Annotated in this window: 9 protein-coding genes and 3 tRNA genes; 4 read left to right on the top strand and 8 right to left on the bottom strand. The window is 43.7% G+C overall.

Translation table 11 applies throughout. The features are described from left to right. Positions 1-3: 3 nt before the first annotated feature. Together ABD036_RS11970 and ABD036_RS11965 are read left to right on the top strand one after the other, a co-directional pair. On the top strand, positions 4-1,626 hold the full coding sequence (locus tag ABD036_RS11970; RefSeq protein WP_343860205.1) for an ATP-binding protein: 1,623 nt from the start codon (positions 4-6) through the stop codon (positions 1,624-1,626). A 367-nt stretch (positions 1,627-1,993) separates the two neighbouring features. Then, a complete protein-coding gene (locus ABD036_RS11965; RefSeq protein ID WP_343860203.1) occupies positions 1,994-4,366 on the top strand; it encodes a S8 family serine peptidase in 2,373 nt (790 codons plus the stop codon). Positions 4,367-4,685: 319 nt separating this feature from the next. Here ABD036_RS11965 and ABD036_RS11960 read toward each other — a convergent pair whose 3' ends face one another. From ABD036_RS11960 to malQ, 5 genes are all read right to left on the bottom strand, one after another. Continuing rightward, positions 4,686-6,131, bottom strand: a complete 1,446-nt coding sequence (locus ABD036_RS11960; RefSeq protein ID WP_343860201.1) for a glyceraldehyde-3-phosphate dehydrogenase — start codon at positions 6,129-6,131, stop codon at positions 4,686-4,688. 251 nt (positions 6,132-6,382) lie between these two features. After that, positions 6,383-6,766, bottom strand: coding sequence for a peptide-methionine (R)-S-oxide reductase MsrB (gene msrB, locus ABD036_RS11955; protein ID WP_343860199.1), 384 nt, complete (start codon positions 6,764-6,766; stop codon positions 6,383-6,385). 83 nt (positions 6,767-6,849) lie between these two features. Further along, the gene (gene glgX, locus ABD036_RS11950; protein ID WP_343860197.1) at positions 6,850-8,946 is read right to left on the bottom strand and encodes a glycogen debranching protein GlgX; all 2,097 of its coding nucleotides are present in this window, start codon (positions 8,944-8,946) and stop codon (positions 6,850-6,852) included. Next, a complete protein-coding gene (glgB, locus tag ABD036_RS11945; RefSeq protein WP_343860195.1) occupies positions 8,946-11,129 on the bottom strand; it encodes a 1,4-alpha-glucan branching protein GlgB in 2,184 nt (727 codons plus the stop codon). Before glgB ends, glgX begins: the two co-directional genes overlap by 1 nt. A gap of 69 nt (positions 11,130-11,198) precedes the next feature. Continuing rightward, complete coding sequence (malQ, locus tag ABD036_RS11940; RefSeq protein WP_343860193.1) at positions 11,199-13,403, bottom strand: 4-alpha-glucanotransferase; 2,205 nt, start codon at positions 13,401-13,403, stop codon at positions 11,199-11,201. A 206-nt stretch (positions 13,404-13,609) separates the two neighbouring features. Here malQ and gap point away from each other — a divergent pair, with 206 nt between their 5' ends. Both gap and ABD036_RS11930 read left to right on the top strand, forming a co-directional pair. Next, positions 13,610-14,605 (top strand): type I glyceraldehyde-3-phosphate dehydrogenase, encoded by a 996-nt coding sequence (gene gap, locus ABD036_RS11935; RefSeq protein WP_343860192.1) that lies wholly within the window; start codon positions 13,610-13,612, stop codon positions 14,603-14,605. A gap of 212 nt (positions 14,606-14,817) precedes the next feature. Then, positions 14,818-15,660, top strand: coding sequence for a D-hexose-6-phosphate mutarotase (locus ABD036_RS11930; protein WP_343860190.1), 843 nt, complete (start codon positions 14,818-14,820; stop codon positions 15,658-15,660). Positions 15,661-15,792: 132 nt separating this feature from the next. Here ABD036_RS11930 and ABD036_RS11925 read toward each other — a convergent pair. The 3 genes from ABD036_RS11925 to ABD036_RS11915 form a co-directional block, all read right to left on the bottom strand. Next, positions 15,793-15,869, bottom strand: a tRNA-Asp gene (locus ABD036_RS11925). 23 nt (positions 15,870-15,892) lie between these two features. Beyond that, positions 15,893-15,969 (bottom strand) — tRNA-Asp (locus ABD036_RS11920). A gap of 23 nt (positions 15,970-15,992) precedes the next feature. Next, positions 15,993-16,069: transfer RNA gene (locus tag ABD036_RS11915), tRNA-Asp, on the bottom strand. Between the last annotated feature and the right edge of the window lie 74 nt (positions 16,070-16,143).

Genomic DNA, 16,143 nt, shown 5'->3' with positions numbered 1-16,143 from the left:
AACTTGATAAATCCATTAAATAAACTCAAGTCATTTAAAACCAAGTTAATAGTGGTCATTACTGGCGTAACGTTCATTGTATTGTTGCTGGCCACCGCTAGCTTAGCAATCGTGTTGAATAACAGCTTTAAAATATATCTAGAAAATAGCGCCCGCTCTAGCTTAGCTAATTTGGCTTACAATTTGGCCCCAGCGGTGACATTCGGTGACAGTGATGCTGTCGAGCGGTTGTTATCATCGTTTAAAACGTCTCCCGACGTGATAAATGCCAGCGCATACGCGCTAAACGATAACGGCGAGCTAGAGTTTATCGCTAATTATTCGTCTGATGCGCGGTTTTTGCCAGAGCAAGATGTTAGACAATATCAAAGGGCAGTTTATGATGATGGACACTTTCAGCTAACTACACCAATTCAAGTCGATAACCAAATAATAGGTTACTTATATCAGTACTCTGTTTTCTCCCAACTGGATGAATTTCAATTACAGATGTTTGCAGTATTTAGTGCAACTATGTTGGTTTGTCTTTTGCTTGGATTGATTATTTCATTGTATTTTCAACGAATCTTGCTCGCTCCCTTGTCACATCTAGTCGATGCAACTGAGAACATTAGCCGACAGAAAGATTATTCTATTCGTGTGGAACAGCAAGGTAGCGATGAATTTTCGGCATTGTCTTCAAGTTTTAATATCATGCTAGATGAAATCGAAGCTCACAACCAAAAGCAACTGGCCATTCAAGAAGAGATCCGCGAGTTGAACCTCAACTTAGAAAACAAAGTCAGCCAGCGCACTAACGAACTCGAAGGCGCTAACCAGTATTTGCAGAATGCCATGGATGAACTTGAACATTCGCACAACCAACTTATCGAGCAAGAAAAAATGGCGTCTTTGGGGGCTCTGGTAGCTGGTATTGCACATGAAATAAATACCCCTGTGGGCATTGGCGTAACTGCCATGAGTCATTTAAGCCACCTTATTAAAAGTTTGAACGAAAAATTTATTAATAAGAAAATCACTAATAGCTTCATGCAAGAATTTTTAGTCAGTGCAGAAAAAGGCGCCGAAATCAGCCTGTATAATCTGACCAGAGCGGCCGATATTATCAGTAGTTTTAAACAGATTGCCGTTGACCAATCTAGTGATGAATTGCGGACAATATACTTACACGCTTATCTTCACGAAGTGTTGTTATCTTTGCACCCCACGTTAAAGAAATTCAAACACGAAATCATTATTAATTGTGATGAAAACCTCCAAGTGCATTGTCGGGCAGGTGCGTTAGTGCAAATTATTACCAACCTTGTTATGAATTCGATTATTCACGCGTTTGAAAACATAGAGCAAGGAAAAATAACTATCAGTGCTAAAGCTATAGGTAAGAATATTCACCTGTGCTACGAAGATAACGGAGCTGGTATGTCCAAAGAAGCCATTAATCGATTGTTTGAACCCTTCTATACGACTAAACGAGGAGAAGGTGGCAGCGGTTTAGGGGCACATTTAGTCTACAACCTCGTTATACAAGCTCTAAAGGGACAAATAACTACCAGCAGCAAACTTGGCATGGGGCTAAAGTTCAATATCATTTTTCCGGCAAACACTGCCACAAAAATGCTCAATTAAAATCACAGTGGACGAATATTGATTTTTAGATGACTGGCGTAGTGGTTAACGCTGATATCGTTAAAAATATTTATATTTCTAACCTTTGACACCTTCTCTGGTCTGATAATCCATAATTCATTGAACCCCCTGATTTAATTAGTGTGGCCTACATTTTGTAAGTCATGCGGAAGTATTCGTTAATTACTTTTTCGTATATCTAATAATCAAATCCAATGTTTAATTGTTAAAATAGTGTTAGTTTATGCACTCGTCTTTAGGTGGCGATATGTCACATAAGCTACGGAAGTTACTGAAAGACAGGGAGAAAGGGAAAGTACCGCAACACAAGTTGTGATAATAAAAATAACAAGAAGTAGAAATAATAATGAAAAAAAACTTCCCCCAACAGCAACACTTGCTGTGCAAGACAGCGTTGGCAGCTGTAGTTGCCATGAGCTTATCTACCGGCGCTCAAGCTGGAGAACTCCAAGAAATTAGCAAAATCGAACGCGGAAACGATGCGAACGCTCGCAGTTTTAATGCGTGGTTAGCCAGTCAACGTGATGCAAAAGCCGAGCAAGAGTCGGATCAGTTTATTGTTGAATTTGCTAATAACAAAGATGCTCGTAAAGAAGCAAAGCGGCTTGCCAAACTGAATAAAAAAGCGATGAAGTACCAACGCGCACTCAGTAAAGGCAAGCACGTACTTAAACTAGAAGAAAAACTCAGCAAAGATGAGAAAAAGGCTCTGCTGAACTCACTTCGCGCTGACAAAAACATCAAATTTGCTGAGGTCGATCCTGTTCGTCATTTGATGGCACAATCATCCCCTTGGGGCTTATCAGCTGTTCAAGCAGAGCAACTTAGTGACTCTGCTGCAGGTTCACTTTCGGTTTGTATTATCGATTCTGGTTATGAGGCCAGCAACCCAGATTTATCCGCAAACAACGCAACAGGCACGAATGACTCTGGCACTGGCAATTGGTATCAGGCTGGTGGTTCCCATGGTACTCATGTGGCTGGCACCATCGCTGCGGTAAATAATAGTTTTGGGGTAAAAGGTGTATTACCTAACGCACAAATTAACCTGCATATTGTAAAAGTATTCAACGAAGCTGGCTGGGGATATAGTTCAGACTTAGTCACAGCGGTGAATACGTGTGTCAACAATGGAGCCGATGTGGTTAATATGAGCTTAGGAGGTCCTTCGTCCAGTGCATCTGAGCGCAATGGCCTTGAAGCAGCTACGGCAGCTGGTGTGTTATTAGTCGCTGCTGCGGGCAATGATGGTGATGCTAGCCTGTCCTACCCAGCTTCATACGATACCGTTATGGCCGTTGCCGCTGTTGACGAAAACAGTCAGCATGCGGAATTCTCACAATATACGCCACAAGTAGAAATTTCAGGTCCCGGTGAGGCTATTTTGTCTACCGTTGCAGGAGATGGTCGCCTTGGCAGCCTCAGCGTTGGCGCAACAAGCTACACGGAACAAGGCATAGTGCCGCAAACACGTTATGTACCAAGTGGCAGTAGCTATGTAGTAACTAATGTTAATGGCAGCGTTTCTGGTGCATTAGCTTCATGTAGTCGCACAGGCAGCAACTATAGCTGTGGTTCAATGTCAGGCAAAATCTGTGTGGCTGAACGTGATGCAAACCAATCTGGTAGCAGTTACCCTGAAGTCAATGCAGCTCAAGCCTGTGCAAATGCCGGCGCTGCAGGTGTCGTTGTTTACAGTAACTCGGCGCGTCCTGGATTGCAGAATCCGTTTTTGGTTGATGCCAATGCTGCAGTAGATGTACCTTCAGTGTCGGTAAATCGTTCCGTCGGACTTGCTCTATTAGGTAGGCTTGGTCAGACCGCCAGCCTTGGTGTCTCAGCAAATCAAGATTATGCCTATTATAACGGTACTTCAATGGCGACGCCTCATGTAGCTGCTGTTGCCGCACTTGCCTGGAGCAATAATCTAAACTGTACAGGCTCTGAAGTAAGAGCAGCCCTTACCGCGACCGCGATAGACTTAGATGTCCCTGGTCGTGATGATCGTACTGGTTATGGCATGGCACAAGCAAAAGCCGCGTCTGACTATTTAGCGCTTAGTTGTGGCTCTGTCGGCGGTGGAAACGACGTACTGGAAAATGGTGTGGCTAAAACAAGTTTAGCCGGTAGCCAAAATCAGCAACTGCTTTTCACTATGGAAGTGCCTGAAGGCGCGACTGATCTGAGTTTCGATATGTCAGGCGGTAGCGGCGACGCAGATATGTATGTCAAATACGGCTCAGAGCCAACAACCTCAAGCTATGATTGTCGTCCATATAAAAATGGTAATGCAGAAAGCTGTCCAGTAAGCACCGCGCAGGCTGGCACCTACTATGTCAAGATAATCGGCTACAGCGCGTTTAGTGGTGTAAATCTAGTCGGTTCTTTCACTGAACCAAGCACGGGTGGCGGTAGTGGTTTTAGTACCACAGTGGCCGATGTGTCAGCTAGTCGTAACACGTGGAAGTATTACACAATTGAGGTCCCAGCCGGCATGTCAACATTTGACGTAAATATTGCCAATGGTTCGGGTGACGCAGATCTCTATGTTCGTTACGGCGCGCAACCAACCACTAGTAGCTATGATTGTCGCCCATACAAAAATGGTAACAATGAAGACTGCGGATTTACCAACCCAACGGCTGGTACATGGCATATTGGGATTCGCGCATACAGCACCTTTTCAGGAGTGGATATGTCAGTATCCTACCAACCTTAAGGTAAGCGAAAAAATGACTAAGGTTTAATAATCCTTTAGTCTAAATTAATAAAATCCCCAGCCATGTTGCTGGGGATTTTTTTAAGCTGATAACGCTCTTAGCAAAAGCGGCTTAGTATCCGAACGGTGATGAAAGACGAGTTAACCTGTTAGTCGTTCCAAATACCCTGCTATTGCTCACCTCCTCATCGGCTATTTGCTCAATCATATTAAATTCAAGGCATAAAAAACGCCGCATTGCATAGGTTGACAAAGCGACGTTTAATGTAGTGCGAACACATAAACACTTAGCGTGTTCTTTTAACGGTGTAAGTATCCTTTAGGCTGGGATCGTTGGGTACTGTAACCCCGCCATAGCTTGTACTACCCGCATTACCTGACAGCTGTAACCAAACTCATTGTCATACCAAACGTACAATGTAGTGCGATTATCAGCGACTATGGTTGCTTGTGAATCGACAACAGAAGCCGCTCTTGAGCCGACCAAATCAGTTGATACGATTTCCTTGGAAGACGTAAAATCAATTTGATGCTGTAATTCAGATAGCAACGACTTACTTCGTAAGAAGTCATTGATCTCATCACGACTTGTCGCCTTATCAAGATTTAGGTTCAAAATGGCCAATGACACATTCGGCGTTGGCACTCGTATCGCGCTACCCGTTAACTTACCAGCCAATTGCGGATATGCTTTGGAAACGGCTTGGGCGGCACCCGTTTCGGTAATCACCATGTTAAGTGCAGCACTGCGGCCTCGACGTTCAGCCTTATGGAAATTATCGATTAGGTTTTGATCATTGGTAAATGAGTGTACCGTTTCGACGTGACCATTAGCGATACCGTATTCTTCATCAAGCACCTTCAACACGGGTGTGATGGCATTGGTAGTACAACTAGCGGCAGAAAGGATATTATCTGATGCTAAGATATCGCTATGGTTAACACCGTACACGATATTCTTAATGTCGCCTTTACCCGGCGCAGTTAACAATGCCTTTTTGGTACCTTTGGCTTTAAGGTGCAATCCTAGACCGTCGCGATCCCGCCACATACCGGTATTATCAATAACGATGGCATCGTTAATGCCGTATTGCGTATAATCCACTTCATCTGGTGAGTTGGCATAAATCACCTGAATAAAAGAACCATTTGCTTTTAGCGCATTCCGTTCGTGATCAACGGTAATGCTGCCGTTGAAAGCACCATGCACTGAGTCACGACGCAATAAGCTCGCTCTTTTTTCCAGATCACCTTCTTTACCACCACGCACGACGATAGCTTTGAGGCGCAGCTTATTATTCTTGCCTTGGCGTTCTATTAGCAATCTTGCCAATAGTCGACCAATACGACCAAAGCCATATAAAACCACATCTTGAGGAGGGTGATTATCTAATTGACCAACAATGTCACCTAACTGTTCAGTCAGGTAGTCTTCTATAGACTTACCTTGATGTTGAGATTCATGATGATACGCAAAGGCTAGCTTGCCTAAATCAATATGAGCAGGCGCTAGCGTTAATTTGCTTAGCGCATCCAGAAGTGGAAAGCTCTCTCTGAGTCGGAGTTTATCGCCCGTGTGAAGTCTAACGGTGCGGTGCGCTTTGATAATATCAATCGCGTTCGCGCCTAACATTGGCCGCCCAAATATAGAAACCTCAACGGCAAAATCTCGGTAAAGTTTACCCAACAGTGGCTGCATCATTTCAGCGTATTCCTGACGCTCTTGCCAACTGCTCATTAACTCCTGTTCGTACTGCTGATTCATTTGTAATACCCTTCAAATATGACCCAGAGAAAATCGGGCGATATTCTATAGGTAAGCAAACAGAACACCAAATTGGTGTAAAGTTACAGTTTTAATGATTTTCTGCAGCTAAGTGAAGATTAATTAGTAAACTTTCAAAACTATGCTCGTTAACAGCCCCATCAGTGACCATAAATGCCCGCTTAATAGCGCTTTTTGCGTCAGAAGATTACGAAAAAAATATTCAGAGTTTCTCTTTGCGGCGCTTTTTTCTACTTCTTATCGAATTTTATTGACACAGAATTAACACAATAACGTTGCCCCGTGGGCGCAGGTCCATCATTGAAAACATGGCCTAGATGTGCATTACAGTGCTTACAAGTGATCTCTATGCGTTGCATTCCTAGGCTATTATCTTGCTTGAATTCGACATTGTCATGTTCACTATGGGCACTGAATGAGGGCCAGCCGCAACCGGAATCAAACTTATCATCCGAAGTAAACAGCACTTCCCCACAACAAGTGCAGGTATAATTCCCTGAGTCTTTATTGTGTAGTAAGTCTCCGCTAAAAGGTCTTTCGGTGCCGCCTTGTCTGGCAACGCGGTATTCTTCTTCGGTAAGCTTTTCACGCCATTGTTGATCGGTTAATTTCATTTTGAAAGTCCTCTCATAAACCTTAAAGGGTAAATAGACTATTTTGCGCTAATTGGATGATTGTTCAATAACTCATTAAGTGCTTAGACTTTTCGAAAAACAGTAACACTTCGATAGGCTTGCAAGAAAACGTTGCTGACTTTGGCTTTTGGTTGGTGCGCCAGCTTGCCATAGCGGGTATCTAATTCAAGCAACCATGAACCCGATTGAATCACCGGAAGATGAAAACGCACGTCGTTGTCAAACGCATTAAAGATCAAAAGCCAATGTTCGTCTGTGACTTTTTCACAGCCCTTTAACTCAACTGCAAATGCTTTATTATTTGGATCTTGCCAATCTTGCGCGATCTTTGTTGCGCCATCGGGACGATACCAATTCACCTCATCCACATTGTGGTGCAGGTTGTAGCTGTCGTCTTGGAGTGACAACGCCTTGAGTATACTGCTGCTATTACGTAACGACACCACACGCTGGCAAAAGGTTAAAAAATCCTGTTGGCGCTCATTTAATTTCCAATCATACCAATTCAGCTCGTTGTCTTGACAGTAGGTATTATTGTTACCCGATTTGGTACGACTTAATTCGTCACCTCCCAATATATGTGGGATCCCTTGTGACAAAAGTAAAGTAGCAAACAAGTTACGTTTTTGTTTTTCACGCAACGCATTAATATTGGGATCGGTACTGGGCCCTTCTACACCATAATTAGCAGATATATTATGACCATGGCCATCTCGATTGTTTTCTAGGTTTGCGGCGTTGTGGCGCTGCGAGTAAGTGACCAGATCATGTAGTGTAAATCCGTCATGGTAAGTCACATTGTTCACGGAGGAATGTATGGAACGTTTGCCTTTAGGGAAAATATCTCTGGAGCCTAGAAGACGTGTCGCAAATTCGCCAGTTAATCCAGCATCTCCGCGCCAAAACCCACGCACCGTATCACGGAACTTATCATTACATTCATGCCAATGGGAGGGAAACTGACCGAGTCGGTAGCCACCATGTCCAATATCCCATGGCTCAGCGATAAGCTTAACATCGGCTAAAATAGGGTCTTGTCTGAGTGTGCGAAAGAAACCGGACAAACTGGAAAATTCATAAGGATCTCTGCCAAGCCCAGCGGCAAGATCAAATCGAAATCCATCGACTCCCATCGTACTCACCCAGTATCGAAGTGCATCCATGACCATTTTCAACACATAGGGGTATGCCGTATTTACGCTGTTTCCACAACCTGAATTGTTGACATATTTAGTGTAATCAACCACGCCAAACTCATTGCGATCGAACAAGTAAAAAGAGGTATTATCAAACCCCCTAAACGATAACACAGGCCCATCACTAGTGCCTTCTGCGGTGTGATTAAATACCACATCCAGTATCACTTCCAAACCCGCTTGATGATAGGCTTTGACTAAGGTTTTGAATTCCGCAATAGCATCTTTTACGGCGTATCTAGGCTCTGGGCAGAAATAATTGATGGGGTTGTAGCCCCAATAATTAGTCAGCCCTTTTTCCGAAATATAGGGTTCGGGCATAAAGGCCGTAACCGGCATAAATTGCACCGCAGTTACCCCAAGAGACTTCAAATGCTTAATAACCTCAGGGTGACAAGCACCAAGGTAGGTGCCACGCTCCTCTTCTGGTACCTGAGGATGTAATTGGGTTAAGCCTTTGACATGGGTTTCATAAATAACCGTATCTTCAAGGGCAACATGTGGCCGTGTAGTATCGTGCCAATGTGGATTGGATTGTGAGTCAACTACAACGCATTTAGGCACCATAAAATGGCTATCATTTTGGTATTGGCGTCGATTCCACACAATCGGTCGATTGAGTGATTTAGCATAGGGATCTATTAATAGTTTTTGCGGATCAAAATAAGTCCCTGAACTAGGCTGATTTTGACCAAAGGTTCGATATCCGTACAATTGCCCTGCTTCCAACTTGGCAATATGACTGTGCCAGACTTGACCGGTTTTAGCGATAAGTTCAACACATTGAATAGGCTCTTCAGTATCCGATTTAAACAAACACAACATCACTTTGCTTGCATCTGGACAATGCACCGCAAAATTACAGCCGCTATCAGATAATGTGGCGCCAAGGGGGTGCGAGCTTCCCTCAGTCACCTGATATTGCTGTTCAACGCCGGTTTGTTCAAACAATTCGATAGCCATTAGCCAAGCACTAAAAACAAAGTTGCCAAGGGCGGTAAATTGACCCGGATAGAATGGGGTTGATTATTCCAGGACACATCATCGGCAGTGACCGTCGCTTGGACTTTATAGCCACTTCCCCAGAACGCTTTATCATCAGAGTTAAATACCAATTTATAGCTTCCTTTGGTCGGTACACCAATTCTAAAATCATTGCGCGGCACAGGCGTGAAATTACTGACCGATATCAGTTTTTGATTACCATCTTGGGATAATCTCAATAGCGACAGAACCGATTGTTCTGAATTTTCATGATCAATCCAACTAAAACACTTAGGATCGTGATCACTTTCGTATAACGCGGGTAGCTTTTTATACAACCCATTTAGTTCCCGATAAAGCGCTTGGATCCCTTTATGTTTGTCAAATTCCAGCAGGTCCCAACGCACAGAACTGTCGTGATTCCATTCGGTGGCTTGACCAATTTCATTGCCCATAAAGTTTAGCTTTTTACCCGGATGAGCATACATGAAGCCGGCGTAACATCGCAGATTCGCAGCTTGCTGCCATTCATCACCCGGCATCTTACGGATCAATGCGCCTTTACCGTGAACCACTTCGTCGTGGGAAATCGGTAATACAAAGTTTTCAGTGAAGGAATACACCATGCTGAAGGTGATTTCGCCATGATGGTAACGTCGATATGAGGGATCCTTACTGATGTAATGCAGTGAGTCATGCATCCACCCCATGTTCCATTTGAAACCAAAGCCCAAGCCCCCTTCAAACACCGGACGTGACACTTTAGGAAATGAGGTGGACTCTTCGGCAATCGTCATGGCATGGGGGAATTTTTCGTAGACTGCCTGATTCATCCATTGCAATAAACTGATGGCTTCATAGTTTTCGTTCCCACCATCGACATTTGGGATCCACTCCCCCTGTTTACGAGAGTAATCAAGGTATAACATCGAGGCAACGGCATCGACTCGAAGTCCATCAACATGAAACTTCTCGACCCAAAACAATGCGTTAGCAACCAAGAACTGGCGCACCGTGTCTTTACCAAAGTCGTAAATGCAGGAGTTCCAATCTGGATGCCAACCTTTTCTAGGATCTGAATACTCATAGACATGCGTGCCATCGAAGCGTGCAAGACCATGACCGTCCTCTGGAAAATGCGCTGGTACCCAATCAATGATCACGCCAATGCCATGCTGATGGCACTGATCAACAAAATGTTTAAAGTCGTCTGGATCGCCAAATCGACTGGTCGGTGAAAACATACCTACGGGTTGATATCCCCATGAACCATCAAACGGGAATTCTGAAACAGGTAACACTTCAATGTGGGTGTATCCCATGTCTTTAACATACGGAATAAGTTGTTCAGCAAGTTCATGATAGGTGAGATAACGATTAGAAGATTTGTCGTCCGGTCTTTTCCATGAGCCTAAGTGTACTTCATAGATACTCATTGCTTGGCGATATTTGTCGGCTTGGTTGGCTGACATCCATTCACTGTCTTGCCATTCATATTCGTTGTGATTGTAAACTACTGAGGCATGCGATGGGTATTGTTCATTACTGAAACCAACAGGATCAGATTTGTGCGGTAATGGGTTACCATTAGCGTCTTTGATTTGATACTTGTATTTGTGACCGGCATGCACTCCTGGGATCACCAGTACCCAGTATCCCATAGAGGTTTTTTGCATTGGATGACAAGAACCATCCCAGTAATTAAAGTCGCCGATAACCGAAACAGCACTGGCATTAGGCGCAAACACGGCAAATCGTGTCACATTAACAGGTGCGTCTATGCCTACATCTAACTCGAGAAGCTGCGCACCTAGCTGCTGATAAACATTTTCCGGTGCGTGATCAACAAAATGGACCGCATGATAGGCTTGTTCTTGAAACTGATAAGGATCGATAACTTGATATTCAGTTTCTGAATTTTCAACTTTTAATGCATAAACAAGATTGGCTTTTACCCGTTTGAAACTGCCAATAAACAAATCAGAGCCAGACTGCTTTTTGAGTTTCCCGACGTGTTTACCAGACATCAATTCCACTACAGAAACATGTAATGCCCCTGGCATCCAAACAGTAAATTTAGTTGCCCCCTCTTCCTTTTTCATCCCCAACGATTCAAATGGATGTGTGCATAACGCCTGTTTCAACTGATCTTCTAACAGCATGTTTTTGCCTTTTTGGTCCTAGTCACACTACAAAGTAACGCGACTTAACCGTTTTAGTCCAGAATTTAGTTAATCTTTTTGGCTAGCCTTTTTTCTTGAGTTAGTTAAATTGTGAGCGAGCTGTTGTAATTCAGGGTCGTTGAATATTTGCTCTAGTTCTCGGTTTAGTTTGCGTTTCCAATTGGGATATTCCATATAGGTGCCAGGCACATTGACGGGCTTATCCATTTGTAACCAATCTTCAAGTTGCAAACTTAACAAAGCGCTGGAGCCAGCTGCCATGTGAGTCTGCATGCCAAAATTCAGCTCTTGACTCATACCAAGGTGATCGACATTAGTATCCATCGATTGTGGAATAGAATTATGCCCATGTAGACTATTCAGTATTTCTTGTTTGTTATCGTGCCGACTGGCGTATAAGGTAGTTAAAATTTCGTCGGTAGGATACAAACCTAATTCTTTACCAAGTTCTAAATCGTCACAATGCCAATAGCCGGTCAAAGTTGGCATATCATGGGTAGTCAGGGTCGACATGGATTGCACTGGATAATGTGCAGGAGAAAAGAATCCACCATCAGGTGCTTGTTCAAAGAAGAACACACGATAGGAATACACGCCGTTGCTGGCTAATTTGCTCTTAATTTCTTCTGGAACTGTGCCAAGATCTTCACCGATCACCAAGCTTTGATGACGCTGACTCTCAAGCGCTAAGATCCCCAACAAATCATCAACAGGATAATAAACATACCCCCCTTCTTTTGCATCATCGCCACGCACTACCCACCACAATCTGAGCAACGCCATCACGTGGTCAATACGTAATGCGCCAGATGACTTCATGTTTGAATCAAACAAATCGATGATTGGTTGATATTGTTGTTGATATAATTTAGCCGGATCCATCGGCGGTAAACCCCAATTTTGTCCTAATGGCCCTAACACATCAGGTGGAGCGCCAACACTAGCATCAGTGCAATATAAATCTTTGTTGCCCCAAATCTCGGCACTACCTTCACTGACACCAACCGCCAGATCACGATAGATACCGATTGACATATTAGACGATGCCGCCATTTCATTAGCCGCTTCTAACTGCAATGCAGCTTGCCATTGCAAGAACAGATAAAACTTAATCCGTTTTGCATTGGCTTTTTTAAATTTCGCTACTGCGGCAGAATCATAATCAGCAAACTCGTTAGGAAACACAGGCCATCCCCAAGATGGCTTGCCCTGACTCGCTAAACTTTCCTGCAACGCATCATACACCGCTAACATTTGTAGGCTTTCACCACCTTCGGCGACAAATTGTTTGAACGCTTTATTCTGTTTAGTGTTTTTGCTTAGGTATTGATTATTCTGATAATTGAATATCGCTTCTAAAGCACTTAATTTCAGACGCGTGACCGCTTCATAATCCACGTAATCAACATTTCTGACAAATGCCAAGCTGGCTTGGAATTCTTCATCATTTACCAACGCCTGCACCGAGTCTGTGTGAAAACCATCAATTGCAGTCACATCAATGTAGATAAAGTTTAGCCAGCGTCTTGATGATGGTCCATAAGGGCTACAGGCATTAGGATTAGCCGGATAAAGTGCGTGAATTGGATTCAAACCAATAAAATTTGCACCATTTTTAGCTGCAGACGCGACCAATTGCGACAGATCTGAAAAGTCACCAATACCCCAGTTATTTTTACTGCGCAAACAGTAGAGTTGTACACTAAGGCCCCACACTTTTTCGCCATCTAATAAATGCTGCGGGTGATAACAGGAGTTTGGCGCCATGATCATACGCATCGATGCAATTTCGTCAGCATCTTCAGCTAATAATTTCAAGTTATGATAACCCAACGGCAGAGCGTGTTTTATCTCAACCAAATATTCCTGGAATTCAATATCTTCTAAGATACTTGAATTAATTAAGTCACCATCTATAGGTACAAACGTCTGTTCAAATACGCTGCCGTCTTCACAGATAATCGACAATACAAAATTATCGTTAACCAATTCAATTGGTAGCCTGACAGTAATGAATAATTCTTCGTTTTCACGATTTACTTGAACCGGATTTAACGGCGACATCCACATTTGCTGAAATTCTGTTTCAACTTGTTTTTCAAGTGCGTCCGGATCATCAACCTGATAACCCATTGCTTTCAATAGTTTATGTTTGCTTTGATCATTGACCTTTGCCGGCTTTCCCCATGCGTCAATATAGTTGGATTCGACGCCTTTGAGCTCCACAAGTTTTTCGATTAACGGAGAAGTCATGCTAGTTAGTGTCCTGTAAATTATTTGACTAGACTGATTAGTTAAACATTATCAGTCAAGTTGTAAAAATAACGTTATTGAATACGTTTGCATACAAGTTTTCGTAATAAAATAACATTATTTGGTGAATATTTTGCCTTATTGTTGAGTTTGATCCATAATTTCTGTAATAATCTTACATATTAAAGTGACAGCGAGGAATTTTCATGGCTATCAAAGTTGGAATTAATGGTTTCGGCCGAATCGGACGCTTTGTTTTTAGAGCAGCTTGCCAACGGGCGGATGTCGAAGTTGTAGCGATCAACGACTTACTTGATCCTGACTACATGGCATATATGCTTAAATACGATTCGACCCATGGAATCTTCGACGGCACCGTTGAAGTCAAAGATGGCAGTCTAGTCGTCAATGGTAAGACGATCCGTGTGAGCGCTGAGCGCGATCCAGCCAACTTGGCTTGGGATAAAGTCAATGTTGATGTTGTCGTCGAAGCAACAGGCTTATTCTTAACCGATGAGACTGCCCGAAAGCACATTCAAGCAGGTGCGAAAAAAGTGGTCTTATCTGCACCGTCTAAAGATGACACTCCTATGTTTGTCATGGGCGTTAACCATAAACAATATGCTGGACAGGATATAGTATCAAATGCATCTTGTACGACTAACTGTTTGGCGCCAATTGCCAAGGTGTTAAATGATAACTTTGGCATTGTAGATGGCTTGATGACCACAGTGCATGCCACCACTGCAACGCAAAGAACCGTTGATGGCCCTTCTGCAAAAGATTGGCGCGGTGGACGTGGCGCCAGTCAAAATATCATACCTTCATCCACAGGCGCAGCAAAAGCAGTAGGTAAAGTCATCCCTGAATTAAACGGCAAGTTGACCGGAATGGCGTTTCGCGTACCAGTGGCGAACGTCTCTGTGGTTGATCTTACCGTGAATCTAGCCAAACCGGCGACTTACGATGATATCTGCAAAGTAATGAAAGACGCCTCACAAGGCGAGCTTAAAGGCATTTTAGGCTACACAGAAGATGCGGTAGTGTCGCAGGACTTCATTGGTGATACCCGAACATCGGTGTTTGATGCTGGTGCTGGTATCGCGTTAACAGATACCTTTGTAAAAGTGGTTTCTTGGTACGACAATGAAATTGGCTACTCGAATAAAACATTAGATTTGGTGGCCCACATCAGCAAATAAGTAGCTATGTTTTCAAAAGGCGGCCTAGTGTCGCCTTTTTGATGTCTAAATTTCAACAAACCCGCTATTTTGGTTCCATGAACGCCAATAGGCTCACGATTAATTACGTGCTAATCTGGCAGCCATTAAGTACATGCACTAATTCATTTTCGATTTTATGCTGTACTGCGATAGTCATCATCAAATCGACGCAAAATCCAAGGAGTTTGAACATGCAGCTACCTAATTCAATGTCTATCATCCAGCGCGGTGATGTAGATGTTCTGTGCATAGATAATGAACATGCGTCTGCACAGATTGCGCTCTTTGGAGCACACATTCTCAGTTACATCCCCAAATCGGATAATCGTGAACGGCTGTGGTTAAGTGATAACGCCATTTTTGACAACAAAACGCCAATACGAGGAGGTGTCCCTGTTTGTTGGCCTTGGTTTAGTGATGCCCACAATCAACAACGAGATGATCTCCCTTCTCATGGGTTTGTGCGCACACAAGTGTGGCATTTGGTAGAGTTCCAAGAAAGCGAGAAAGGGCTCAGACTGCATTTTTCGCCACAAAGCTGTCAAGGTCCAGGCTGGCCCCATCTAACGCAATGCGTGTTAACCGTTGATGTCGGTAAAAGTTTGCGTATTAGTTTACACACTACCAATTTGGATACTGCGTCCCTACCACTGAATTGCGCGCTGCATACCTATTTTAAAGTAAATGATATCGCTACAACACAATTGCTGGGGGTTAGTGGTGTTTATCGAGATAAAACGCAAAACTGGCAAGAATTAGTCACCCCTACCCCATACCAGTTCACACAGGAAACTGACCGCATTCATTTATCGGCCATTCCACAAGTAACGCTTGTCGATGAATTCGAAACTCAGATAACGTCAAGCGGCCACGATAGTATTGTGGTTTGGAATCCCTGGATTGAAAACAGCCAGAAAATGCAGGATATGAGCGATAATGGCTATCGAACGATGTTATGTGTCGAGACGGCAGTAACACAAACAAAACATTTAGGCGCTGGCGAGCAAATGATGATCACACAGGAAATTAAATAAACTGGACTAGGGAAAAGACAACTCGATTGATGAATTGCGTTCTGTCACTCAAAAGATAAATTGGGTTGAGGTGTCTGCCAAGCTTCTGGGGATGGAAACTCCACGGTTTCCTAAAAGCTTGGATGTTTTAAATGGCGGAGTGGACGGGACTCGAACCCGCGACCCCCGGCGTGACAGGCCGGTATTCTAACCAACTGAACTACCACTCCGCATTTTAAAACGAATAATTTGCTGGCGGAGTGGACGGGACTCGAACCCGCGACCCCCGGCGTGACAGGCCGGTATTCTAACCAACTGAACTACCACTCCATTCGCAAATTTTACAATACTGTTGGCGGAGTGGACGGGACTCGAACCCGCGACCCCCGGCGTGACAGGCCGGTATTCTAACCAACTGAACTACCACTCCGCAAAAAAGTATTGCATCGCTGCTGACCAAGTCTCAAAGAGCCCCTAGCCAACTGCGGCGCAGATAATAAGGGT

Source organism: Aliiglaciecola litoralis (genome assembly GCF_039523355.1).
Taxonomy (GTDB): domain Bacteria; phylum Pseudomonadota; class Gammaproteobacteria; order Enterobacterales; family Alteromonadaceae; genus Aliiglaciecola; species Aliiglaciecola litoralis.
This window is presented reverse-complemented; position numbering and strand designations above follow the sequence as displayed.

What these genes read in the sequence shown, in the direction of transcription:
- ABD036_RS11965 (WP_343860203.1), top strand. Translation starts at nt 1,994, where the DNA reads ATGAAAAAAAACTTCCCCCAACAGCAACACTTGCTGTGCAAGACAGCG.
- ABD036_RS11960 (WP_343860201.1), bottom strand. Translation starts at nt 6,131, where the DNA reads ATGAATCAGCAGTACGAACAGGAGTTAATGAGCAGTTGGCAAGAGCGT.
- msrB (WP_343860199.1), bottom strand. Translation starts at nt 6,766, where the DNA reads ATGAAATTAACCGATCAACAATGGCGTGAAAAGCTTACCGAAGAAGAA.
- glgX (WP_343860197.1), bottom strand. Translation starts at nt 8,946, where the DNA reads ATGGCTATCGAATTGTTTGAACAAACCGGCGTTGAACAGCAATATCAG.
- glgB (WP_343860195.1), bottom strand. Translation starts at nt 11,129, where the DNA reads ATGCTGTTAGAAGATCAGTTGAAACAGGCGTTATGCACACATCCATTT.
- malQ (WP_343860193.1), bottom strand. Translation starts at nt 13,403, where the DNA reads ATGACTTCTCCGTTAATCGAAAAACTTGTGGAGCTCAAAGGCGTCGAA.
- gap (WP_343860192.1), top strand. Translation starts at nt 13,610, where the DNA reads ATGGCTATCAAAGTTGGAATTAATGGTTTCGGCCGAATCGGACGCTTT.
- ABD036_RS11930 (WP_343860190.1), top strand. Translation starts at nt 14,818, where the DNA reads ATGCAGCTACCTAATTCAATGTCTATCATCCAGCGCGGTGATGTAGAT.